The organism is Starkeya sp. ORNL1 (assembly GCF_012971745.1).
Classification (GTDB): domain Bacteria; phylum Pseudomonadota; class Alphaproteobacteria; order Rhizobiales; family Xanthobacteraceae; genus Ancylobacter.
In genome coordinates, this window is sequence record NZ_CP048834.1 from 3,216,655 (window position 1) to 3,239,371 (window position 22,717).

The window sequence follows — 22,717 nt, forward strand, 5'->3', positions numbered from 1 at the left end:
TCGGTCACTCCGTTGCGTTTGCTGGAGTGAAGATGGTCGGTTTATTCCCTGCCGATTAGCCGGTAATGTCGGATATCACTTTCAAGCATTCCTTGAAGATATCGGCATGGCGGCTTCGATGGAAAGTTTGGCCACCCTCGAATCCTTCGTGCGCAGCGCCGAGGCCGGCAGCTTCTCGGCGGCGGCGCGGCGGCTCGCGCTCACTCCCGCCGCGGTGAGCCGCAACGTGGCGGCGCTGGAGCGGAGCCTGGGCGTGCGGCTGTTCCAGCGCTCGACCCGCAAGCTCGCCCTCACCGAGGCCGGCGAGCGTTTCCTCCTCGCCATCGGCGGCAATCTCGACGGGCTGCGGGCGGCGATCGTGGAGGCCACAAGCGGCGGCGGCCAGCCGGCCGGCGTGCTGAAGGTAAGCCTCAGCCTGAGCTTCGGGCCGAACTATATCGTGCCGCTGCTGCCGGATTTCCTCGCCCGCTATCCGAAGGTGCGGATCGACTGGCGCTTCGAGAACCGTCCGGTCGACCTCGTGGCGGAAGGCATCGACGCCGCCATCGGCGGCGGCTTCGAACTGGCACCGGGTATCATTTCCCGCGTGCTGGCGCCGGCACACATCATCGCCGTCGCCTCCCCCGCCTATATGGCAAATCGCACGCCGCCGGCCGATCCGGCCGGCCTTGCAAGCCTCGACGGCATCGTCATGCGCTCGATCGGCACCGGGCGGGTGCGGCGCTGGACCATGCGTGATGTCCATGGGCGGGAAATGGCGGCAGAACTGCCGGAGAGCATCGTATTCAACGATCCCGCCGCCATGGTGCGGGCGGCGCTGCTCGGGCTCGGCGTCACGCTGGTCGCGGTGCCGGACGCACTCGAGCATCTGGAGAGCGGCGCGCTGATACGCCTGGTGCCGCGCTGGTACGCCGATGCCGGACCGGTCTCGGTCTACTATGCCGGGCGCACGCTGCTGCCGGCCAAGACCCGCGCCTTCGTCGATTTCGTCACCGAGGCCTTCCGGCGGCAGCGCCTCGCCGAGCGTTTTGCGGGAAGTCTGGGCTAGGCGGCGTTGCGAAAGGGCACTGGTGCGATGTCGCGGAAGCGGCCGAGCTGCATGCCGGCGGCGTCCAGGGCCTCGCCGCATTCCGGCGAGGAGAGGTAGGCGAACTCGCGCTCGCGCGGCTCCAGCAGCGGATCAAGCGCGCGCAGTTCCTCGTCGACATGGCCGGGATGGCAATGCACCAGGATGCGGTTCCCCGGCCCGGTGAGGCTGCGGCGGAACACTTCGGCATAGGCCGGCCGCTCGGAGAAATCATAGAGACCGCGGAAGCTGTCATTGGTGGGAATGCCGAACCGGGCGGCTTGTGCCTCGAGGCCAAGCCCGAGCGTGCCGATGGTCAGCGCCTTGCCGAAGCCGACGCCGCGCGCCCGCGCCTGCGCGACCGGCTCATGGCAGGAGCGCAGCCAGAAGGCGGCCCCTGTATAGCGACGCGCCATCTCCTCGATCACCACGGTCCGCACGCCCGGCAGCACATGGACATGCTGGTGGCCGTCGATGAAATCCGGCGGCCCGCCCCACACCTCCTCGAAGGCGTCGAGCTGCGCACGCAGTTCCTCGCGCACCGCGTCGAGCGGCAAGGTGTGGGCGAAGGCGCGGCGCATCAGCCGCCCGATGGAGGGCAGTCGCCCGTCGACAGCGAGGCCGAGGGCGCGCGTCAGCGGATGCTGGTCGGTCAAGGTGAGATGCAGGCCGACATCCGCGGGATGCGCGGCGACCAGCCGTCGCAGGCCCTCGCCGCGGCGGCGCCAGGCCGGCAAGCCGGTCATCGCCCCAGTCGCTGAAAGTCGTTTGTGCACGATGAGTTCTTCTATGGCGTCGCTTACGCCGCCACTCATACCGTAGTCATCGGCACATAATACTATCGTTTGCCGTTGGCGCACCGGGTCCTCGCAGGCCAAACAATTATCACAATCGATCTATAGTCTCGCTTTAGCTCAGGCGTAAATTACTTTTATGTAATAACCAGAACCCGGCGGCCTCTGATGTTGCACATGAGACAAGAAGACCTAGAAGAATCCGTCCATGTTCCTCACGCAAGGGCAGCTCGGTTCATTTCAATTGTGGTGCCGGTCTATAACGAATCAGGCTGCCTGGAAGCACTGCACCGACGTCTTTCCCTTACGCTTGATGCCTATCCCGACATGGAGCGAGAGTTCGTATTCGTCGATGATGGCAGCCGCGACGACAGTTTCGCCACTCTGGCGATGCTCGGCGCCCACGATCCGGCGATCCGGGCGCTGCGATTCGCCCGCAATTTCGGCAAGGAGGCCGCCATGGCGGCGGGTCTTCGCGCCGCCCGCGGCGAAATCGTGGTGCTGATGGATTCCGATCTCCAGCATCCGCCGGAGGTCATCCCGCAAATGATCGAGGCGTGGCGGCGCGGCGCCCAGATGGTGAATGCGGTGCGCCATTCGCGCGATACCGATCCGCTCAGCCGTCGCCTGTTCAGCCGCGGCTTCTATCATTTCTTCCGCATGATGTGCGACGTGCATATCCCCGAGGGCGCCGGCGACTTCCGCCTGTTCGACCGCCGCGTCGTCGACGCCATCAACTCGCTGCCCGAGCGCAACCGCTTCATGAAGGGCATTACCTCCTGGGTCGGCTTCCGCCAGGAAGAGGTCGAGTTCGAGGTGGCCGAGCGCGCCGCCGGCGTCAGCTCCTTCTCCTTCATCCGGCTGCTGCGCTACGCCATCGACGGCCTGTCGAGCTTCTCAATGGTGCCGCTGCGGGTCTGGTCGCTGGCCGGCGTCGGGCTCGCCGTAATGTCGGCGCTCTATGGTATCTACCTCATCGGCGAGACACTGTTCCTCGGCGTGCGCACGCCGGGTTTCGCCTCCATCATGGTCGGCATGCTGTTCCTCTCCGGCGTGCAGCTCATCAGCCTCGGCGTCATCGGCGAATATATCGGCCGCATCTTCACCGAGGTGAAACACCGTCCGCTCTATCTGGTCGCCGACGAGATCGGTGGCCAGCGCCAGGCCCAATCCACCCTGCCTCCTGCCTCGCCCGTCTCCCTCTCCCCCGCGCTCGACGAGATCGCTTCGTGACATTGCAGGTTTCCGACCTTGATACGACGACGTCCAACGGCGTCGTCGCCCGCTTCCTGCGCGCCGTGCGCGCGAGCTGGCAATCGACATCCGCGACGCGAGTGGTCAGCCTTGTGCTGTTCGCCGCGCTCATCGCCTGGGTGCTGCTGGTGTTCCGCGACTACGGCATCAGCAATGACGAGCCGGTGCAGCACACCTACGGGCAGTTGCTCTGGTCCTGGTACAGGAGCGGCTTCACCGATGACGGGGCGTTCCACTACATCAATCTCTATCTCTATGGCGGCCTGTTCGACCTGATCGCGGCCGGGCTCGACCATCATGTGCCGCTCGATACTTTCGAGCTGCGGCACCTGCTCTCGGCAAGCTTCGGGCTTGTGGGCATCTTCGGAGCCTGGAACCTCGCCCGGCTGCTGGCGGGCGAGAAGGCCGGCATCGTGGCCGCGTTGCTGCTCGCTCTCACCGGCATGTATGGCGGCGCCATGTTCACCCACACCAAGGACGTGCCGTTTGCCGCGGCGATGGTGTGGAGCCTCTATTTCATCACCGTCATCGCCCGCCGCATGCCGGAGCTGCCGGCATGGCGCACCGTCATCGGGCTCGGCGTCGCGGTCGGCTGCGCGATGGGGCTTCGCGTCGGCGGCGTGTTCGCCGGGCTCTATCTGGCGCTGACGCTGCTGGCCGGCACCGCGCTGCTCGGCGAATGGCGCCGCTTCCCTTGGCTGGTGCTACGCCTAGTCCCCGCGGGCCTCATCGCTTTCGTGATCATGGCGGTGACCTGGCCGTGGTCGGTGCTGCCCCCGACCAACCTTCTCACCGCGATGGGCACCTTCAGCAATTTCGCCTTCGATCTCAGCACGCTGATCAACGGCCAGGAAGTGCCGATCGACCAGGTGCCGGCGACCTATATGTCGGAATATCTGCTGATCAAGCTGCCGGAGCTGACGCTGGCCGGCATATTGGCGGCACTGGCCTTCGCGATTGCCGGCCTCATCGGCGGCACCAAGGGGGCCGGCGCCAAAGGCGCATGGCACGGCATCTGGCGGCGCCGGCTGGTCGCCCATCTGCCGGTGGCGCTGGCGCTCATAGTGCCGGTGGTCTTCACCCTCCTCGATCGGCCGCCGCTCTATAACGGCATCCGCCACTTCCTGTTCGTCATCCCCGCAGCGACGGTGGTTGCCGCCATCGGTCTCTGCGCACTGTGGCGCTGGTCGATGCGGCGCTCGGCCTTGCTCGGGCTCGGCTTCGCAACAGTGGCGGGCGGCCTGTTCGCGCTCAATGCGGTGAACTTCGTCGAGCTGCATCCTTACGAATATGTCGGTTACAACCAGCTGGTCGGCGGCCTGAAGGGCGCCACCGGTCGGTTCGAGGGCGACTATTGGTCGGATTCGCTGCGCGAGGCGGCGCTGGACCTGCGCTACGGCGTCGAGCACAGTGGCAAGCCGCCGGCCAAGCCTTACGAGGTCGCGGTCTGCGCCGAACCGCTGCAGATCTCGACCTATCTCGGCCCGAACTTCACCGTGACCGACGAGTGGGACGATGCCGACTTCCTCATCACCGCCACCAATATCGGCTGTGACAACCTGGTGCCTGGCATGACCTACCGCACCATCAGCCGCAAGGGTGTGCCGCTTGCCATGGTAGTCGACCTGCGCGCCAAGCACGAGAACGAGGAGCTGATCCAGCCCCTGCCGTGGGACGATGACGACAATCCGGACACCCCGGCTGTGTCCTTCAACGGACCGGGCTCGATGACGGTGGCGCAGAAGAAGCCATGATGGTCGCACGGATACGGCATTTCCTGCTGTTCGCCGCGCTCGGCGTGGTCGGAACGCTTATGCAGTACACGGTGCTGGTCGCTCTCGTGCAGGGCACCGGCGCCAATCCGGTGCTGGCCTCGACGCTCGGCTTCCTCGCCGGCGCCGTGGTCAACTACATGCTTGCCCGCACCATCGCGTTCCGTTCCTCCAAGCCCCATCATGAGGCGGCGACGAAATTCTTCCTCGTCGCCGGCGTCGGGCTCTGCCTCACTGCGCTGCTGATGACGGGCTTCATCGCCGGGCTCGGCCTGCCCTATCTCCTCGCACAGGTGCTGACCACCGGGCTGGTGCTGTTCTGGCACTATGCCGGCAATACGCTCTGGACCTTCCGCGAGGCGAAGACGGCGTAATCGCCGACAGCGGATTTCGTAAATGCCATCATTCCCGGGCTTGTCCCGGGGATTTTGATACCCGCGGGCGCATCGGCGGTCGAGATGGCCGCCGCAAGGCGCGGCGGTGACCGGTCAGGTGTTTCGCCAACGCACGGTCTTGCAGCCGCGCGCTGCGCCTCACACTGGCGTGTTGCACTCCAGCAACCCATATCTCCGCCGCTGGCCAAGTCCGGTTAGAAACCCGGCCGGCCCACGGAGACGCCGATGAAGAAGACTGACCCCCACGCCTGGATGTGGTCGGACGCTCTCGAAATGCTCAGCCGCGCCGAGCGGATGCACCGGCAGATGTTCCAGCCGGGACACGCCCCGGCGCAGTCCGCATCGCGCCAGCGCATGCCTTGCTGGGAGCCCCCGGTCGATGTGCTGGAGACCGAGCGCGAGCTCCTGGTATTCGCCGCGCTGCCGGGCGTCGACGCAGAGCACATCCATGTCGCGATCCACAATGGCGCGCTCTCGATTACCGGCGAGCGTTCGCTGCCGGCCGAACTGCGTACCGCCACCATCCATCGCATGGAGCTGCCGCAGGGCCGTTTCGAGCGACAGGTAGCGCTGCCGCCCGGTCGCTATGAGGTTTCCCGTCCATCCATCGTCAATGGCACGCTCGCCATCGTCCTGCGCAAGCTGGTCTGACAAGGGGGCATAGAAAATGAAGAACCCCGTCTACACGCGTTCCTTCCCTCACTTCGCGGCGGATGCCGGCAGTGGGACGGCACCGTTCACGCCGAATAGCGACGCCACTGTCGCTGCCGCGTCCGACAACACGCTGATCATCCTGCCCGTGCGCAGCTTCGTGCTGTTCCCCGGCGTCGTCATGCCGGTCGCCGTGGCGCGTCCCGGTTCGGTCGCCGCTGCCCAGCAGGCGATCCGCGAGGGCCGCCCGGTCGGCATCCTGATGCAGCGCGATCCCGCCCAGGAAGAGCCCGGTCCGACGGACCTGCACCGCATGGGCGTCGTCGCCAACATATTGCGCTATGTCACCGCGCCCGACGGCACGCACCACCTGGTCTGCCAGGGCGAGCAGCGCTTCCATGTCGAGGAGTTCGTCAAGGAAAAGCCCTTCATCACCGCCCGGGTGCGGCGGATCGAGGAAGAGGACGAGCAGACCTCCGATGTCGAAGCCCGCTTCGTCCATCTCCAGGGCCAGGCGACCGAGGCGCTGGAATTGCTGCCGCAGGTGCCGCCGGAACTGCTGGCGGCGGTGCGCGGGGCGTCCTCGCCCACCACGCTCGCCGATCTCGTCGCCGCCTATATCGACGTGTCTCCCGAGGAGAAGCAGGAACTGCTGGAGACGGTCGACGTCGTCGCCCGCATGAACAAGGTGGCGCGCCTGCTGGCGCACCGCATCGAGGTGCTGCGCCTGTCGCAGGAGATCGGCCGCCAGACCAAGGCGCAGATCGACGAGCGCCAGCGCGAGGTGCTGCTGCGCGAGCAGATGGCCGCGATCCAGCGCCAGCTCGGCGAGGGTGAAGGCGGCAATGCCCAGGAGATCGCCGATCTCGAAAAGGCGGTCGTCGATGCCGGCATGCCCGAGGATGTGGAGCAGATGGCCCGCAAGGAGCTGGGCCGGCTGCGCCGCATGCAGGACGCCAGCCCGGAATACGGCATCATCCGCACCTATCTCGACTGGCTGATCGCGCTGCCGTGGCGGCTACCCGAGGAAGCACCGATCGACATCGCCGAGGCGCGCCGCATCCTCGACGAGGACCATTTCGGCCTCGACAAGATCAAGCGGCGCATCGTCGAATATCTCGCCGTGCGCAAGCTGGCGCCCAACGGCAACGCACCGATCCTGTGCTTCGCCGGGCCTCCGGGCGTCGGCAAGACCTCGCTCGGCCAGTCGATCGCCCGCGCCATGGGCCGCAAGTTCGTGCGCGTGTCGCTCGGCGGCCTTCATGACGAGGCGGAGATCCGCGGCCACCGGCGCACTTACGTCGGCGCGCTGCCCGGCAACATCATCCAGGGCATCCGCAAGGCGGGCACCCGCGACTGCGTGATGATGCTGGACGAGATCGACAAGATGGGCTCCGGCATACAGGGCGACCCGTCGGCCGCCATGCTGGAAGTGCTCGACCCCGAGCAGAACGGCACGTTCCGGGACAATTATCTCGGCGTGACGTTCGACCTGTCGCGCGTGGTGTTCATCGCCACCGCGAACATGCTCGACACCATACCGGGGCCGCTGCGCGACCGCATGGAGATCATCACGCTCTCCGGCTACACCGACCAGGAGAAGCTGCAGATCGCGCGGCGCTATCTGGTGCGGCGTCAGCTGGAAGCCAATGGCGTGAAGCCGGAGCAGGTCGAGATCGAGGACAGCGCACTGCAGGCGATCATCCGCGCCTATACGCGGGAAGCCGGCGTGCGCAACCTTGAACGCGAGATCGGGCGGGCAGTGCGCCATGTCGCGGTCGACATCGCCGAGGGCAGCGCGAGCGAGGCCCGGATCAGCGCCGACAAGCTGCCCGAACTGCTCGGGCCGCCGATCTTCGAGGACGAGGTGGCGCTGCGCGTCAGCGTGCCGGGCGTGGCGACCGGCCTCGCCTGGACGCCGGTCGGTGGCGACATCCTGTTCATCGAGGCGACGAAGATACCCGGTGGGCGTGGCGGGCTGATCCTCACCGGCCAGCTCGGCGACGTGATGAAGGAGAGCGCGCAGGCGGCGATGAGCCTGGTGAAGAGCCGCGCCAGCGAGCTCGGCATCGATCCGGCGATCTTCGAGAAGAACGACGTCCACGTCCATGTCCCCGCCGGCGCTACGCCGAAGGACGGACCGAGCGCGGGTGTCGCCATGTTCACCGCGCTTGTCTCCCTGCTCACCGGCCGCACGGTGCGCAAGGACACCGCCATGACCGGCGAGATCAGCCTTCGCGGGCTGGTGCTTCCGGTCGGCGGCATCAAGGAGAAGGTGGTCGCGGCTGCACGTGCCGGGCTCACGCGCGTGATGCTGCCGGCGCGCAACCGGCGCGACTATGAGGACATCCCGCAGGATGTCCGCGACCGGCTGGAGTTCGTCTGGCTGGAGAAGGTGGACGACGCCGTCGCCGCGGTGCTGGAGCCGGCGGAAGCCGCTGCACCGCTGCGTGCCGCCGGCTGACCCCCGAATACCCGTCCCGCCGACCCCGCATGGGGCCGGCGGGGTTGCTTTCACTGTTTGATCCTACGCGGGGGCGGCAAGGAGGCGATGATGAGCGCCCTTTCCGTCTGGTCCAATTTGCTGGTCTTCGGCTTCGCGGCGTCCTCGGCAGCGCCCCCGCCGCAACAGACCCCGCCGCCGATGGTGATCGAAGGCCGAAATGCGACGACGTCCGACGCCGCCGCTGGCGGGTCGCGGCACGTGCACCATCATGTGCGCTGGCACACGGGGCGCTGAGGCAGGAACTTCGGGCTCACTTTGCGAAGCGGTGCTATGGCGCTACCAAGGTGCAACCTTGGCATTACCATAGGGCCGTCCGTGATCGCTCGTGCCGTCGCCGCTCGCCTTGCGGCCCTGAGCTTGCCGCTGCTCGCCTTTGCGGGCGCCGCGCAAGCGGATGCCTGGACCTATGGCGGCACGCTCGGCAAGACGCCGATCGTCGTCGAATTCACCCGCGATCCGACCGCTGCCGGCAAGCCGCTGGCGGGGCGCTATTTCTACCCCGCGCAGGGTATCGATATCCCGCTGCAGCCCGGCAGCGGCGGGGTGATCGCGCTCAATGAGGAGAAGCCGTGCACGGTGAAGATCTGCAAGGATCCGCCGGACGGGCAGACCGCGAAGCCGCCGATCGGCGCGACTTGGTCGCTGAAGGCCGACGCTGCCGGTGCGCTCACCGGCATCTGGAAGGCCACGGGCGGCGCATCGCAGCCGGTGACGCTCAAGCGTGTCGGCAGCCGGCCTACCGGCAAGGATTTCGAGGATACGCCGCAGGCGCTGGTCGAACTCACCGACCAGCGCCTGTGGTCGGACGATCCTTCGATCAGCCGACAGGCGACGCCCTATGATTTCCTGAAGATGCAGGCAACGCTGACGCTCGGGCCGGAGACGGCGTGGGGCGATGTCGCCTTTCGCTATGTCGTCGATCCCCGCACCAAGTTCCATTATCCGCGCATCTCGCGCCTGCCGGGCGTCGCGGACGTCGCCGGCATCCCCGCCAATCGCTATCTGCAAGGCCGGCACTGGGCGCTGAACATCGGCGCGCTCGATTGCAAGGCCCAGCAGTATCAGGGCTTCGGCTGGCGCGAGGTGTATGCCGATTCCGCCGGCACGCTCGGCGGTTTCGACGAGCAGACCATCGAGGTCAGCTATCTCTCGCCCCGTCTGATGAGCTGGACCGAATCCGGCAGCCTGTTCTGCGGCGGGGCGCACCCGGAGAATTTCACCAGATCCTACACGCTCGACGTGGCGAAGGGCGCGCCGCTCGATCTCAGCCGCATCTTCAAGGGCTGGGTGGCGCACAAGTCCGGCGAGGCGGCCGGCCAGGCGGTCGTGCTCGCCACCGCACGCGCAGGCGCGCCCGACGCCTATGTCTGGGGACCGGACAAGGCTCTCGTTGCCTTTGTCGAGACGCATCGCGAGAAGCAGGACGCCGAGACCGAGAAGGATTGCGGGCTCGAAGACCTGGTGGCGACCAACCTCGCCATCCGCTTCGCCAGGGGTGAACGGGGTGTGTTGGGTGAGCGGGTCGTGTTCGCGCTCGAAGGTCTGCCGCACGTCATCGCCGCCTGCGAGGGCGACCTGTTCGACATGCCGATTAATGAGTTGAAAGCGCTGCTGACGCCTGAAGCCGCGGAGTATTTCCCCGAGTTGCGCTAGAGCAATGGTGTAGCATTGCTCTAGCGCAGGTTGAGTTTAGCTGGCCGCGTCGCCCATCACCGCAAGCAGTGTGCGTACCTGGGTGATGGCATCGGCGATGCGGCCGGCGAACTCGATCTCCTCGTCTTCGGCTTCGTGGAAGCGGCGCTCTTCGGCGATCTCGATCAGCAGTTCCAGCGCCTTGCGGGTCGGCGTGTCCATGGCGTCTCCCCCTTGCCTAACGTCATCGATATGGGAACGCGCGTTTCGCGGCATTGTTCGATTGGGCGAGGTCCCGCCTCGCCGGAAGGCCGCAGCCTTATCGGGCCGCCACATGGGCCGAATGGAATGATACTGGTGATCATGACGAATGCCGATTCCTAACGTCAGGGCGGCGCAAATTGTATGTGGAGAGACCGATGACCGGCGAGTTCGACGAGTGGGAAAAGGACGGCGTGGGCCATCTGAAAGTGTGGCCGTTGCTGGGTTTCACCACCGCCTTGTTCGGCGAGGAGGCGGTGGGCCTCAGGCTCGAGATCGGCAGCGCGCCGCCCAAGCCCGGCGAGCAGGTGCCGGCACTCCAGCTGGTGCTGCGGCCGGAACAGGTGCAGCAACTGGCCGAGGCGCTGGAAGAGGCCCGCGAGCGGCTGGGGACGCTGGGACGGCTGGACCGGCAGGTGTGAGCCCCAAGCTTTTCAGGCGTCATCCCGGACTGCCGCAGGCCGATCCGGGATCGTAGGAAGGAGCCGAGCAACACCTTCGTGCGATCCCGGCTCTACGCTGCGCTTCGGCCGGGATGACGACATGTGGAGAAGGCTTACGCCGCCAGATACACCGAATCGGCCTGGTCCATGCGGCGGCGGATCTGCGTCACCACCAGTTCGTCGTCGGGCGCGCAATTATCATAGGTCAGGCGCTCGCCCTTCCTGATCGGCTTCAGCACCTGGGCGCGCTCGGCCAGGCCCAGCGGCAGCGCGAAGCTGTCGCGGGCGTCGCGCCATGCCATGGTGTAGCCGCGATAATCATACTCGCCGATCTTGCCGAGCTTCTGCCCCGGCGCGAGATCGCGCTTGGCTACTGCCGTGCATTCCGCCACCGGATGATCCAGCACCTCCATGTCCGGCCGGCCGTAGATCACGGCGCGGGCGGCGGAGAGCGGCACTTCGAGGCTGGTGAGATGGAAGGGGCGGATCAGCGCGAAGCACGGGCCGGGGCCGACCTTCAGATCGGCGATGCGCTCGATCATGCGCGGATGGCGCGGCTTGATGATGCAGAACACCCCCGGCGCGATGTCCTTGCCGAGGGTGAAATCGACCACGCCGGAGCGGCTGAGGATGCCGCCGTCTTCCTTGGTGCAGAGCACCTGCGCCAGCACGTCGCGATCGGCGGCGGGACCGTGCATGCCCGCGACGTCCGGCACAAGGCCGGTGGCGTTGGCGAGCGCGGTCATCTCCACCATGGTCTTGGAGCCGTCGACGAACTCCACCAGCATGCGCGGATTCATGTTGCGCGCCTTCGCCTCCTCGGCGAACTCGTCCGGCGTTGCGTCGATCTTGAAGGTGTTGTTCTTGGCCTTGCCGGCGGCGACGATCTCGAAGCCGAGCGCCTGGGCGAAGCCGATCAGCTCGATGGTGGCCGCCGGCTCGTCGCCCGCCGCGCCGGTCAACACCACGCCGGCCTTCTTCGCTTCCTGCTTGAGGTAACGGCCGATGGTGATGTCGGCCTCGACGCTGAGCAGCACCACATGCTTGCCGTTGCGGATCGCCTCCAGCGCGACGAGGGTGCCCATGTTCGGGCTGCCGGTGGCATCGATCACCACATCGATGCGCCCGGCCGCGCACATCGCCATGTAGTCGTCGGTCACCGCGATGCGCCCAGCCTCGATGATGCGGTCGATATCGTTCGCGGAGGAGGCGACGACGACGTGGCTGCGATCATGACCGGACATCAGCGCCGCATCGACGACTTTCTCGGGGTTTCGCTCGCACACCGCGCCGATGCGCACACCCGGCATCAGCGCCGCCTGCACCACCAGATCGGTGCCCATCTGCCCGGCCCCGACGAGGCCGAGAGTGATCGGCCCGTGCATCGCGGCGTGCGCAGCCAGCTCGGCGGCGATGCCGGTGCGGACGATCCCGGTCTGGACGAACATCGGACATTTCTCCCTCTCAGCCGCCCTTGGGTAGCCGACATTGCGCTGACATCAAAGGGTTCTAGAGAAGAACGGATCAGAATTCGGCGCCGACTGCCGCCAGTACCACAGCCGCGGTAAGCTCATCCGTGATGAAGACGGTGGGCTTGAGCAGGCGCAGCGCACCGATGATCGCCTGGGTCTTTTCCGGCCCGCCGGAGGTAAGGATGCGCTCCGGCGTCGCCTGCATCGTCTCCATCGGGATCGACATCACCCTGCTGTTGATCGGGTGGTCGACCAGGCGGCCCTCGATATCGTGGAAATTATAGAGCACGTCGCCGACCGCGCCGGCCGCGATCAGCGAGCTCCAGTCGGCCTCGGTGAAGAAGCCGAAGCGCCACGCGGTGCTGGAGGCGGCCATCTCGCCGACGGTCATCACCACGGCGTCCATCTCCTGCGCCAGCGCATAGACGGTGCCGAGCCCGCAGCGCTCGATCAGCGCCTGCTTGGTCTCGACGCTGTCGACCAGCGCCGGGGCGGCGATCAGGTGGCAGTCGGCCTGGAACATGCGGGCGAGTTGCCAGGCGAATTCGGAGGGGTTGTACTGCTTGGCCTTGGTGATACCGCCGAGCAGCGAGATCACCGAGAGGTTCGCCACCGCCTTCTCGTCGATGAAGCCGAGCGCGCGCATCAGCGTGCGGCCCCAGCCGAAGCCGATCTTCATGTCGGAGGCGATGAGCTGCGAGATGAATTGCCCGGTCGCGGCGCCGATCGCCGCGGTCGGATCGCCGCCGACGCCGGAGAATGGTGCGACGACGGCTTCGCGTATGCCGAAGGTCTTCTGCAGCGCCATTTCGAGACGCGGCAATTCGGCGATCTCGCGGCTGAGCGAGATCTTCACCTCATTCATGGCACGGGCGTCGGCGAGCAGGCGCACCACGGTGACGCGGCCGATGTCGAGCGCCTCGGCGATGGCGCTCTGCGTCATGCCCTCGACATAGTACATCCAGGCCGCGCGCAGCCGCAGCCGCGCGGAGCGGCGCCCGGCAGACACATCGTCCATGGTACCGGCGGTCTTGATGGCGCGCTCCGACATGATCCTCCCCGCCCGCGAAACGGCGATCGTATAGAAAATACCGGCCTTCGTTCAAACCGTACCGGGGTGCGGCGCATGCGCCCGGCCACACCGAACGACCAGACTTCCCTCTCCCCATTGGTGAGAGGTGGCCCGCGAAGCGGGTCGGTGAGGGGCGACGTGGTTGCGGAGCCGTAGGCCCCTCACCCCAACCCTCTCCCCGTCGGGGAGAGGGAGCTTGGCCGCTCCGTCTCCGATGGCGGTTGCATTGCTTGAACCTCCTTCGAGGCTCGCTACGCGAGCACCTCAGAGCCTGACCCGAAATTCGACGTATCCGTTGAAAGAGCCTCCTTCCACCCTCATCCCCGGGCTTGACCCGGGGATCCAGACTTCGGCCGGGTGCAGGCGGAGGGGCTGGATCCCCGGGTCAAGCCCGGGGATGAGGGCCAATTGGAGTTTTCGGTCAGGCTCTCAGGATGAGGTCGCTATGGCGCCTTCACTCCCCGGTCCGATAACCAACGCCGGGCTCGGTGATCACGAGGGTCGGGTTCGCGGGATCGAGCTCCAGCTTGGCGCGGAGCTGGCCGACATAGACGCGCAGATATTGCGTGTCGTGCTCATGCGCCGGCCCCCACACCTCCTTCAATATCTGGCGGTGGGTGACCACCTTGCCGGCATGGCGGGCGAGGAAGGCGATGAGGTCGAACTCCTTCGGCGTCAGCTTGATCTCCTCGCCGGCACGGGCGACGCGGTGGCGGGGAATGTCGATCTCGACATCGCCGATGCGCAGCACCGGGGTCTCGCCCTTTTCCTGCATGCGGTGGCGCAGCGCCGCGCGCAGCCGCGCCATCAGTTCGCCGATACCGAACGGCTTGTTGACGAAATCGTCGGCGCCAAGGTCCAGTGCCTCGATCTTCTCGGCTTCGCGATCACGCGCGGAGAGCACCACCACCGGCACGTCCGACCATTCGCGCAGGCGCCGGAGCACCTCCTTGCCGTCCATGTCCGGCAGGCCGAGATCAAGCACCACGATGTCCGGGCGGCGATTGACCACCATCGCCAATGCCTCGGTGCCGGTCTCGGCGCGCAGGCTCTCATAGCCGTTCGCGGCCAGCGCCGGGCCCATGAAGCGGTGGATGGCGGGCTCGTCATCGACGACGAGGACGCGGACCGGATGCATCGCCTACTCCTCCCCCGCCGGCGCCGGCGCAATGGGCAGCCGCAAGGCGACGCGGGTGCCGCTGCGCTGGCCGGGTGCCGGGCTTCGCGCAGACACGGCGCCGCCATGGGCTTCCACAATGCCCTTGGTGATGGCGAGGCCGAGGCCGGAGCCGCCCTCGGTGCCGCCGTTTCGCGCCGCGCGCACGAACTTCTCGAAGACGTGCGGGAGCGTCTCGGCCGGAATACCAGGTCCGTCGTCGGTCACCGCGATCACCATCTGGCCGTCGATCACCGTCGCCGACAGGCCGATGCGGGCATCGGTGCCGGCATAGCGCACCGCATTGCCGACCACATTGGCCAGCGCCTGGTCGAGCAGGCTCTGGTCGGCCTCGATCAAGGGCAGCTCGGGCGCAGCGGTGACCACGAACTTCTGCGGCGCGCCGCGCTTGCGGGCCGCCGCCACGGTGCGGTTCATCAGTTCGACCACGTCGATCCAGTCCTTGCGCATGTCGAGCGCTCCGGCCTCCAGCCGGGTCATGGAGAGCAGATTGCGCACCATCTGGTCGAGATGCTCGGCCTCTTCGCGCACATGCACCAGCAGGTCGCCGCGCTGCGCCTCGGGGATCTCGTTCCCATAGTCGATCAAGCTGGTCGCCGCGCCGAGGATGGAAGCGAGCGGGGTGCGGAAATCATGGCTGATGGAGGCGAGCAATATGTTGCGCACCCGCTCGGTCTCGGCCGCGGTGCGGGCATTGGTGACTTCGAGCGAGAGATTGGTGCGCACCAGCGCCGCAGCGGTCTGCTCAGCGAGCGTCGCCAGCAAGGTGTCGCTTTCGGCGTCCGGCGGCAGCGACGGCGGGCGTTCGATACCGATGACGCCGATGCGTCGATCCGCGGCCGGGCCGGCAAGCGGCAGGAAATACCAGGGCGCGCTGGGCAGCGTGGCGGTGCCGGCACCGGCCGGGTCGCCGTGGTCGAAGGTCCAGCGCGCGGCGGTCATCGAGGCGGTATCCAGCCGGTCCTCCGGCGGCCACGCGCTGGCGATGGCGATATCGCCGCCATTGGCGAGCAGGATCACGCTGGCGCGGCCGAGCGCGGCGTGCAGCTCGACCGCCGCGGCCTCGGCGACCGAGGCGCCATCCGGCAGCGCCGAGAGCTTGCGGGTGAACTCGTAGAGCCGGCGCGTCGCCCGCACCCGCTGCGCCGCCGCTCGGGCCTGCTCACGTGCCCGGCCGGCAATGGTCGAGATCAGCACCGCGACACCGAGGAAAATGACCAGCGCCAGCAATTCGTGCGGGCGCGCCACGGTGAAGGTGTCGACCGGCTCGATGAAGAAGAAATTATAGGCGAGGAAGGACAGCACCGAGGCGGAGATCGCCGGCCAGACCCCATAGCCGATCGCCGGTACCAGCACCGCCAGCAGATAGAGCATCGAGACGTTCGGCAAGGCGATGAATTCGGTCAGGCCAAGACCGGTGATGGTCGCCAGCGCGACGCAGAGCGCCCCGGCGACATAGCCGGTGATGGGCCCGGGGGATGGCAGGCGCCAGGTCCCGCGCCGGCCGGTGTCCGGCGCCTCGGCGGTGACGACATGGACCGCGACGCCGCTCGCCGCCTTCACCAGCGCATCCACCAGCGTGTGCCGCGGCCAGAAGTGCAAACGGCGGGGACGCGCCTTGCCGACGACGATCTGGGTGATGTTCTCGAAACGGGCGAAGCGCAGCAGCTCAGCGGCAATGTCGGAGGCGACCAGCGAATGGGTCTCCGCCCCGAGGCTGGAGGCGAGCCGCATGCCGGCCTCCAGCCGCGCCCGGTCGGCGGCGGAAAAGGTGCGGCCGGGGCGCTCCACCGTCACCGCGAACCAGGAGGCATCGAGCAGGTCCGCCAAGCGCTTCGCCTCGCGCACCACGCGCTCGGCGGCGACATCCGGACCGACGCAGACCAGCAGGCGCTCGCCGGCGGCCCACGGCCCTTCGATCGCCGAGCCCTGCATGCGCTCCAGCAGGTCGCTGTCGACCCGGGCGGCGACGCGTCGCAAGGCGAGCTCGCGCAGCGCGGTGAGGTTGCTCGGCTTGAAGAAGCTCTCCACCGCGCGGGTCGCGGTGTCCTCGACATAGACCTTGCCGTCGGCAAGGCGCTTGATCAGCTCGTCGGACGGCAGGTCGACCAGGATGATCTCGTCGGCCTTCTGCAGCGCCGTGTCCGGCACCGTCTCGCGCACCCGCACCCCGGTGATGCGCTGCACGACGTCGTTCAGGCTCTCGACATGCTGGATATTGAGCGTGGTCCAGACATCGATGCCGGCGGCGAGCAATTCCTGCACGTCCTGCCAGCGCTTGGGATGGCGGCTGCCGTCGATGTTGGAATGGGCGTATTCGTCGACCAGCAGCAGGCCGGGATGGCGGGCCAGCGCGGCCTCGAGATCGAATTCCGGCACCAGCCGGCCACGATAGGCAATGCCGGTGCGGGGCAGGACATCGAGGCCCTGCACCAGCGCCTCGGTCTCGGCGCGGCCATGGGTCTCGACGATGCCGACCACGACGTCTCGGCCGGCCGCCTTGGCGACACGGGCGGCGGAGAGCATCGAGAACGTCTTGCCGACGCCGGGGGCGGCGCCGAGGAAGATACGCAGCTTGCCGCGCGACTCCCGTTCCGCCGCTGCAAGCAGGGCGTCCGGCGAGGCACGCGGCGTCTCGTCTGAGCTCATGCCGCGGCCCGCATGGAACGGCGCTTCAAGCGCATGTGGTCAATGCCTGACCCATGATCGAAACAAGCGGGCGGCACGGCTTTCTTCTCCCTCTCCCCATTGGGGAGAGGGTTGGGGTGAGGGGTCTTCGCCGCTCCGCAATCGTGTCCCCCCTCACCGACCCGCTTCGCGGACCACCTCTCCCCATTGGGGAGAGGGAAGTCATTGGTCAGTCTCTCAGGAGCTCGGCGTGCTGTTCGCCCCTCCGGCCGGCGGGGTACCGGTCGGCCGGACGGCGATGTCGAGCGCGAGATTGAGTTCGAGCACATTGACGCGCGGATCACCAAAGACACCGAGCTGGCGTCCTTCTATGTGCGCCGTCACGAGATTGCGGACAAGCGCCTCGTCGACGCCGCGGGCCTTGGCGACGCGCGGTACCTGCGCCAGCGCATAGGCCGGCGAGATGTGCGGGTCGAGGCCGCTGCCCGAGGTGGTGATGGCGTCCGCCGGCAGCGGGTTGGCGATGCCGCTGGCGCGCATGGCGTCGCTATCCGCCTTCAGGCGGTCGGCCAGCTTGGCGCTGGTCGGACCGAGATTGGTGCCGGACGAGGCCGAGGCATCATAGCCGGTCCCCGCCGCCGAAGGCCGAGGGCGGAAGTATTCGTCCTTGGCGAAGTTCTGGCCGATCAGTTCGGAGCCGACGGGCTTGCCGTCGCGCTCGATGAGGCTGCCGCGCGCCTGGGCCGGGAAGATGGCTTCCGCCACCTCGGTCATGGCGAGCGGGTAGGCGATGCCGGTGATCAGCGTGAAGAGCACGATCATTCCGATCGCCGGGCGAAGAAATTCGAGCATGGTCCTATCCTCACGCAAGGCCGACGGCGGCGACGACGAGGTCAATGAGCTTGATGCCGACGAACGGCAGGATGATGCCGCCGACGCCGTAGATGAGCAGGTTGCGAGCGAGCACGGAGCCGGCCTCGCGAGCCTTGTATTCGACGCCGCGCAAGGCGAGCGGGATCAGCGCGATGATGATCAGCGCGTTGAAGATCACCGCGGAGAGGATCGCGCTCTGCGGCGAGTGCAGGCCCATCACGTTCAACAGGCCCAGTTCCGGGATCGCGGTGATGAACAGCGCCGGGATGATGGCGAAGTACTTCGCCACGTCGTTGGCGATGGAGAAGGTGGTCAGCGCGCCGCGCGTCATCAGCAATTGCTTGCCGATGCCGACGATCTCGATGAGCTTGGTCGGATCACTGTCGAGATCGACCATGTTGCCGGCCTCGCGGGCGGCCTGGGTGCCGGTCTGCATGGCGACGCCGACATCGGCCTGCGCCAGTGCGGGCGCGTCATTGGTGCCGTCGCCGCACATCGCCACCAGCCGACCCTGGCGCTGCTCGTTGCGGATGTAAGCCAGCTTGTCCTGCGGCGTGGCCTCGGCGATGAAATCGTCGACGCCGGCTTCGGAGGCGATGGCCGCGGCGGTGATCGGGTTGTCGCCGGTGACCATCACGGTGCGGATGCCCATGCGGCGCAATTCGGCGAAGCGCTCCTTGATGTCCGGCTTCACCACGTCCTTGAGGTGGATGACGCCGAGCAGCCGGTCATTCTCGACCAGGCCGAGCGGCGTGCCGCCCGAGCGCGAGATGCGCTCCACCGCGGCGCTGAAGACCGGGATCTCCGGCGCGGCGCGATCGGTGACGCTCATGACGAAGCGCTTCACCGCATCGATGGCGCCCTTGCGGATGCGCCGCTCGCCGATATCGACGCCGGACAGCCGGGTCGTGGCCGAGAAGGGGATGAAGCTGGCCCCTTCCGGCGCCTCCTGGGGGATGCTGACGCCGAACTTCTCGCGGGCCAGCGTCAGGATGGAGCGGCCTTCCGCGGTGTCGTCGGCGAGGCTCGCCAGCACCGCGATCGTCGCGGCCTCCTGCTCGCTCACGCCGGGCACCGGGAGGATCTCGGTGGCCATGCGGTTGCCGAAGGTGATGGTGCCGGTCTTGTCGAGCAGCAGCGTGTCGACGTCGCCCGCCGCCTCCACGGCGCGGCCCGACATGGCCAGCACGTTATGACGGATCAGCCGATCCATGCCGGCAATGCCGATGGCGGAGAGCAGGCCGCCGATCGTGGTCGGGATCAAGGTGACGAGCAGCGCGACCAGGATCGGCACCGGCACTTCGGCCGCCGAATAGCGGCCGAGGCCGGCCAGCGAGACCACGGTGATCAGGAAGATCAGCGTCATGCCGACCAGCAGGATGGAGAGCGCGATCTCGTTCGGCGTCTTCTGCCGCTCGGCGCCCTCGACCAGCGCGATCATGCGGTCGAGGAAGGAGGAACCGGCCGCCGCGGTGATGCGCACGACGAGCCAGTCGGAGATGACGGTGGTGCCGCCGGTCACCGCCGAGCGGTCACCGCCGCTCTCGCGGATGACGGGCGCACTCTCGCCGGTGATGGCGGCCTCGTTGACCGAGGCGATGCCCTCGACGATCTCGCCGTCACCGGGGATCAGGTCACCGGCCTGGACGAAGACAAGGTCGCCGACCTTGAGGTCCAGCGCCGAGACCTTTTCGAGCCGCATGCGGTCCTTGGGATCGCGCATGCGACGGGCCACGGTATCGGTGCGCGCCTTGCGCAGCGTGTCGGCCTGCGCGCGGCCCCGCCCTTCGGCGATGGCCTCGGCAAAGTTGGCGAACAGCACGGTGAACCACAGCCAGGCCATGATCTGGCCGGTGAAGGACAGCGGGTTGCCGGCGAGGAAGTCACGCACGAACAGCACGGTGACGAGCGCCGCCACCACCTCGGTGACGAAGATCACCGGGTTGCGCATCAGGGCTACGGGGTTGAGCTTGACGAAGGCGTCGCGCACCGCCCGCACGATCAATTCGGGCGAGGCGAAGGCGGAGCCTGATTTCGCCGCCAGGGATTTGGTGGACATTGGTTTTCTCCGATACGGCGATGATCAGAAGGTCTTGCCGGCCAGCATCTGCACCTGTTCGGCGATCGGGCCGAGGGCGAGCGCGGGGAAGAACTGGAGACCGCCGAGGATGAGGATGACGCCGACCATCAGGCCGACAAACAGCAGCCCATGGGTCGGGAAGGTGCCGGACGAGGCGGTCAGCCGGGTCTTGGCCGACAGCGAGCCTGCGATTGCCATCATCGGGACAATGTAGGTGAAGCGGCCGAGCAGCATGGCCAGCCCGAGCGTGGTGTTCCACCACGGACTGTTGGCAGAGAGCCCACCGAAGGCCGAGCCGTTGTTTGCGGCGCCCGAAGTATAGGCATAGAGGATCTCGGACATCCCGTGCGGCCCGGCATTGCCGAGACCGGCGAGCGCGACCGGAAGTACGGCGGCGACCGCGGAGAAGCCGAGAATGGTGATCGGCAGGATCAGCACGGCGAGCACCGCCATCTTCACCTCCTTGGCCTCGATCTTCTTGCCGAGATATTCCGGGGTGCGGCCCACCATCAGCCCGGCGACGAACACCGCAATGATGGCCATGACCAGCAGGCCATAGAGGCCCGAACCGGTGCCGCCCGGCAGGATCTCGCCGAGATGCATCAGGAACAGCGGCACCAGTCCACCGATCGGGGTGAAGGAGCCGTGCATGGCGTTCACGGCGCCGTCCGACACGCCGGTGGTGACCGCCGCGAACAGGGAAGACGCGGCGAGGCCGAAGCGGACCTCCTTGCCTTCCATATTGCCGCCGGTGGGATCGATGCCGGCGGCATGCAGGATCGGCGTGCCGGCGGCCTCGGCCCAATAGCAGATGCCGATGCCGGCCACGAGGATGAGGGCTATGACGGTGATCAGCGCGCGCGCCTGCCGCTTGTCGCCGATCAGGCGGCCAAAGGCGAAGACGAGCGCCACGGAGATCACCAGCATTTGCCAGATCTCAAGGGCATTGGAGAGTGCGGTCGGGTTCTCGAAGGGGTGCGCGGCATTGACGTTGAAGAAGCCGCCGCCATTGGTACCGAGCTGCTTGATCGCCATCTGGGAGGCGACCGGGCCGAGCGCGATGGTCTGCTGCGCGCCTTCCACCGTGGTCACGGCGGTCGCGGCGTCCATGGTCTGCGGCACGCCCATCCACACCTGGACCAGCGCGGTGATGATCGCCAGCGGCAGCAGCACATAGAGCGTGGAACGCGTCAGATCGACGAAGAAATTGCCGACCGTCGCCGCGCCGGAGCGCGAGAATGCCCGCACCAGCGCCACGGCCAGAGCGAGGCCGGTCGCGCCGGAGACGAAATTCTGCACCGTGAGCCCGGCCATCTGGCTGAACAGGCTCATGGTGGTCTCGCCACCATAGGACTGCCAGTTGGTGTTGCTGACGAAGCTCGCCGCGGTGTTGAAGGCGAGATCCGGCGTGAGGCCGGCAAAGCCGAGCGGGTTCCACGGCAGCACGCCTTGCAGGCGCAGCATGGCATAGAGCAGGGCGAAGCCGGCGGCGCTGAAGGCGAGCATGCCGAGCGTGTAGCCGAGCGCGCTCTGCTCCTTGGTCTCGTCGACCCCGCAGACGCGGTAGAGCAGGCGTTCGATCGGCCCGAGGACAGGGGTGAGGAATGTGCGCTCGCCCGCATAGAGGCGGGCCATAAAGGCGCCGAGCGGCACCGCGGCGAGGAGCACGAGCGCTAGGATGATGGCTATCTGTAGCCAGCCGATTGCGGTCATGGCGGGTTTCTTCTCTGGAGATGACTGGAGCGGCGTGCGTCAGAACTTCTCGGGCCGCAGCAGTGCGATCACGAGATAGCCGGCGAGGCCGAGCGAGACGACGGCACCAAGGACAAGGTCGAGCATGGCCTCACCCCTTCGCCGTAAAGCGCGCATAGGAGGCCATCAGCACGAAGAAGCCGACGCCGACGACGATATAAATGATGTCCATCATGGAACAGGCCCTCCTTCTGGGGTTGTCGCAGCAGTTAAGCGCGGCCCGATAAGGGTTCGATCCGGAATGCCGTAGGCTGGCATAAGGGAAGCATAAAGAGGCGCCGGAGCCTTACGATTTCGCCCTGTCACGCGTTGGTTATTGCAGGAACGCCCTTGTGATTAGGTCGCGCACGATCCAAATTGACGCTTGCGGTTCCGCGCGGTCCCCATCATGTCCGAGAGTGAGATTTCCCCCCATCTGGAAGGCCTCAAGCTCAGCAATTTGCTGTGTTTCGCGGTCTATTCGGCCAATCACGCCTTCAACCGGCTGTACAAGCCGATCCTCGACGAACTGGGCCTGACCTATCCGCAGTATGTCACGATGGTGACGCTGTGGCGTGAGGATGGGCTGACGGTCGGGCAGATCGGCGAGCGGATCCTGCTCGAGACCAATACGGTGACGCCGCTCTTGAAGCGCATGGAAGCCGCCGGCCTGGTGCTGCGCACGCGCTGCAAGGCGGACGAGCGCCAGGTGCTGGTGCACCTCACCGACAAGGGCAAGGCACTGCGCGAGAAGGCGCGCTCGATTCCCAACGAGGTCGGCATCTGCTTCGAGCACGACCGCGCGCGCATCGAGAAGCTGACCGGCGACATCACCAGCCTGCGCGACGCGCTGCTGGCGAAGGCGAAGGCTTAGATTCCGGTCCCATCACAGATGTCATCCCGGCCGTAG

The 22,717-nt window shown here is 67.1% G+C and carries 20 protein-coding genes; 10 read left to right on the forward strand and 10 right to left on the reverse strand.

Features of this window, described 5'->3' with window-relative positions:
- The first annotated feature begins 118 nt into the window (after positions 1–118).
- Positions 119–1,048: a LysR family transcriptional regulator gene (locus G3545_RS15295; RefSeq protein WP_170014029.1), complete on the forward strand. Its 930-nt coding sequence runs from the start codon at positions 119–121 to the stop codon at positions 1,046–1,048.
- Here the strand turns inward: G3545_RS15295 and G3545_RS15300 are convergent.
- Positions 1,045–1,926, reverse strand: coding sequence for a ChbG/HpnK family deacetylase (locus tag G3545_RS15300; RefSeq protein WP_281411678.1), 882 nt, complete (start codon positions 1,924–1,926; stop codon positions 1,045–1,047). The two genes, G3545_RS15295 and G3545_RS15300, sit on opposite strands and share 4 nt — an antisense overlap.
- 111 nt (positions 1,927–2,037) lie before the next feature.
- On the opposite strand from G3545_RS15300, the gene G3545_RS15305 reads away from it, so the two are divergent.
- The 7 genes from G3545_RS15305 to G3545_RS15335 all read left to right on the forward strand — a co-directional run bounded on the left by G3545_RS15305 (position 2,038) and on the right by G3545_RS15335 (position 10,091).
- A complete protein-coding gene (locus G3545_RS15305) occupies positions 2,038–3,093 on the forward strand; it encodes a glycosyltransferase family 2 protein (RefSeq protein WP_170014033.1) in 1,056 nt (351 codons plus the stop codon).
- Positions 3,090–4,868 carry a glycosyltransferase family 39 protein gene (locus tag G3545_RS15310; protein ID WP_246702424.1) on the forward strand — a complete coding sequence of 593 codons (1,779 nt, stop codon included), beginning with the start codon at positions 3,090–3,092 and terminating at the stop codon, positions 4,866–4,868. Before G3545_RS15305 ends, G3545_RS15310 begins: the two co-directional genes overlap by 4 nt.
- Positions 4,868–5,260 carry a GtrA family protein gene (locus G3545_RS15315; RefSeq protein WP_246702425.1) on the forward strand — a complete coding sequence of 131 codons (393 nt, stop codon included), beginning with the start codon at positions 4,868–4,870 and terminating at the stop codon, positions 5,258–5,260. The genes G3545_RS15310 and G3545_RS15315 overlap by 1 nt, the downstream gene beginning before the upstream one ends.
- Positions 5,261–5,506: 246 nt before the next feature.
- Positions 5,507–5,932, forward strand: a complete 426-nt coding sequence (locus G3545_RS15320; protein ID WP_170014037.1) for an Hsp20/alpha crystallin family protein — start codon at positions 5,507–5,509, stop codon at positions 5,930–5,932.
- A gap of 16 nt (positions 5,933–5,948) precedes the next feature.
- Complete coding sequence (gene lon, locus G3545_RS15325; RefSeq protein WP_170014039.1) at positions 5,949–8,396, forward strand: endopeptidase La; 2,448 nt, start codon at positions 5,949–5,951, stop codon at positions 8,394–8,396.
- Positions 8,397–8,486: 90 nt separating this feature from the next.
- Positions 8,487–8,672 (forward strand): hypothetical protein, encoded by a 186-nt coding sequence (locus G3545_RS15330; RefSeq protein WP_170014040.1) that lies wholly within the window; start codon positions 8,487–8,489, stop codon positions 8,670–8,672.
- 81 nt (positions 8,673–8,753) lie between these two features.
- A complete protein-coding gene (locus G3545_RS15335; protein ID WP_170014042.1) occupies positions 8,754–10,091 on the forward strand; it encodes a hypothetical protein in 1,338 nt (445 codons plus the stop codon).
- A 36-nt stretch (positions 10,092–10,127) separates the two neighbouring features.
- Here G3545_RS15335 and G3545_RS15340 read toward each other — a convergent pair whose 3' ends face one another.
- Positions 10,128–10,292, reverse strand: coding sequence for a hypothetical protein (locus tag G3545_RS15340; RefSeq protein ID WP_170014044.1), 165 nt, complete (start codon positions 10,290–10,292; stop codon positions 10,128–10,130).
- 197 nt (positions 10,293–10,489) lie between these two features.
- Here G3545_RS15340 and G3545_RS15345 point away from each other — a divergent pair, with 197 nt between their 5' ends.
- Complete coding sequence (locus G3545_RS15345; protein WP_170014046.1) at positions 10,490–10,753, forward strand: hypothetical protein; 264 nt, start codon at positions 10,490–10,492, stop codon at positions 10,751–10,753.
- A gap of 134 nt (positions 10,754–10,887) precedes the next feature.
- Here G3545_RS15345 and G3545_RS15350 read toward each other — a convergent pair whose 3' ends face one another.
- The 8 genes from G3545_RS15350 to kdpF all read right to left on the reverse strand — a co-directional run bounded on the left by G3545_RS15350 (position 10,888) and on the right by kdpF (position 21,945).
- Positions 10,888–12,222 carry a homoserine dehydrogenase gene (locus G3545_RS15350; RefSeq protein WP_170014048.1) on the reverse strand — a complete coding sequence of 445 codons (1,335 nt, stop codon included), beginning with the start codon at positions 12,220–12,222 and terminating at the stop codon, positions 10,888–10,890.
- 76 nt (positions 12,223–12,298) lie between these two features.
- A complete protein-coding gene (locus tag G3545_RS15355; RefSeq protein ID WP_170014050.1) occupies positions 12,299–13,297 on the reverse strand; it encodes a sugar-binding transcriptional regulator in 999 nt (332 codons plus the stop codon).
- Positions 13,298–13,772: 475 nt separating this feature from the next.
- On the reverse strand, positions 13,773–14,456 hold the full coding sequence (locus G3545_RS15360; RefSeq protein ID WP_170014052.1) for a response regulator: 684 nt from the start codon (positions 14,454–14,456) through the stop codon (positions 13,773–13,775).
- 3 nt (positions 14,457–14,459) lie between these two features.
- Entirely contained in the window at positions 14,460–17,144 is a 2,685-nt protein-coding gene (locus G3545_RS15365; RefSeq protein ID WP_170014054.1) for a sensor histidine kinase KdpD, read from the reverse strand.
- 216 nt (positions 17,145–17,360) lie between these two features.
- On the reverse strand, positions 17,361–17,975 hold the full coding sequence (gene kdpC / locus G3545_RS15370; protein WP_170014056.1) for a potassium-transporting ATPase subunit KdpC: 615 nt from the start codon (positions 17,973–17,975) through the stop codon (positions 17,361–17,363).
- 10 nt (positions 17,976–17,985) lie between these two features.
- Positions 17,986–20,055, reverse strand: a complete 2,070-nt coding sequence (gene kdpB / locus G3545_RS15375) for a potassium-transporting ATPase subunit KdpB (RefSeq protein ID WP_170014058.1) — start codon at positions 20,053–20,055, stop codon at positions 17,986–17,988.
- A 24-nt stretch (positions 20,056–20,079) separates the two neighbouring features.
- Positions 20,080–21,789, reverse strand: coding sequence for a potassium-transporting ATPase subunit KdpA (gene kdpA, locus G3545_RS15380; RefSeq protein WP_170014060.1), 1,710 nt, complete (start codon positions 21,787–21,789; stop codon positions 20,080–20,082).
- Positions 21,790–21,828: 39 nt separating this feature from the next.
- Entirely contained in the window at positions 21,829–21,945 is a 117-nt protein-coding gene (gene kdpF, locus G3545_RS15385) for a K(+)-transporting ATPase subunit F (protein WP_206151258.1), read from the reverse strand.
- 271 nt (positions 21,946–22,216) lie between these two features.
- On the opposite strand from kdpF, the gene G3545_RS15390 reads away from it, so the two are divergent.
- Positions 22,217–22,681 (forward strand): MarR family transcriptional regulator, encoded by a 465-nt coding sequence (locus G3545_RS15390; RefSeq protein ID WP_170014062.1) that lies wholly within the window; start codon positions 22,217–22,219, stop codon positions 22,679–22,681.
- The last annotated feature ends 36 nt before the right edge of the window (positions 22,682–22,717 follow it).

What these genes read in the sequence shown, in the direction of transcription:
- G3545_RS15295 (WP_170014029.1), top strand. Translation starts at nt 119, where the DNA reads ATGGAAAGTTTGGCCACCCTCGAATCCTTCGTGCGCAGCGCCGAGGCC.
- G3545_RS15305 (WP_170014033.1), top strand. Translation starts at nt 2,038, where the DNA reads ATGAGACAAGAAGACCTAGAAGAATCCGTCCATGTTCCTCACGCAAGG.
- G3545_RS15315 (WP_246702425.1), top strand. Translation starts at nt 4,868, where the DNA reads ATGGTCGCACGGATACGGCATTTCCTGCTGTTCGCCGCGCTCGGCGTG.
- G3545_RS15320 (WP_170014037.1), top strand. Translation starts at nt 5,507, where the DNA reads ATGAAGAAGACTGACCCCCACGCCTGGATGTGGTCGGACGCTCTCGAA.
- lon (WP_170014039.1), top strand. Translation starts at nt 5,949, where the DNA reads ATGAAGAACCCCGTCTACACGCGTTCCTTCCCTCACTTCGCGGCGGAT.
- G3545_RS15330 (WP_170014040.1), top strand. Translation starts at nt 8,487, where the DNA reads ATGAGCGCCCTTTCCGTCTGGTCCAATTTGCTGGTCTTCGGCTTCGCG.
- G3545_RS15340 (WP_170014044.1), bottom strand. Translation starts at nt 10,292, where the DNA reads ATGGACACGCCGACCCGCAAGGCGCTGGAACTGCTGATCGAGATCGCC.
- G3545_RS15345 (WP_170014046.1), top strand. Translation starts at nt 10,490, where the DNA reads ATGACCGGCGAGTTCGACGAGTGGGAAAAGGACGGCGTGGGCCATCTG.
- G3545_RS15350 (WP_170014048.1), bottom strand. Translation starts at nt 12,222, where the DNA reads ATGTTCGTCCAGACCGGGATCGTCCGCACCGGCATCGCCGCCGAGCTG.
- G3545_RS15355 (WP_170014050.1), bottom strand. Translation starts at nt 13,297, where the DNA reads ATGTCGGAGCGCGCCATCAAGACCGCCGGTACCATGGACGATGTGTCT.
- G3545_RS15360 (WP_170014052.1), bottom strand. Translation starts at nt 14,456, where the DNA reads ATGCATCCGGTCCGCGTCCTCGTCGTCGATGACGAGCCCGCCATCCAC.
- G3545_RS15365 (WP_170014054.1), bottom strand. Translation starts at nt 17,144, where the DNA reads ATGAGCTCAGACGAGACGCCGCGTGCCTCGCCGGACGCCCTGCTTGCA.
- kdpC (WP_170014056.1), bottom strand. Translation starts at nt 17,975, where the DNA reads ATGCTCGAATTTCTTCGCCCGGCGATCGGAATGATCGTGCTCTTCACG.
- kdpB (WP_170014058.1), bottom strand. Translation starts at nt 20,055, where the DNA reads ATGTCCACCAAATCCCTGGCGGCGAAATCAGGCTCCGCCTTCGCCTCG.
- kdpA (WP_170014060.1), bottom strand. Translation starts at nt 21,789, where the DNA reads ATGACCGCAATCGGCTGGCTACAGATAGCCATCATCCTAGCGCTCGTG.
- kdpF (WP_206151258.1), bottom strand. Translation starts at nt 21,945, where the DNA reads ATGCGCGCTTTACGGCGAAGGGGTGAGGCCATGCTCGACCTTGTCCTT.
- G3545_RS15390 (WP_170014062.1), top strand. Translation starts at nt 22,217, where the DNA reads ATGTCCGAGAGTGAGATTTCCCCCCATCTGGAAGGCCTCAAGCTCAGC.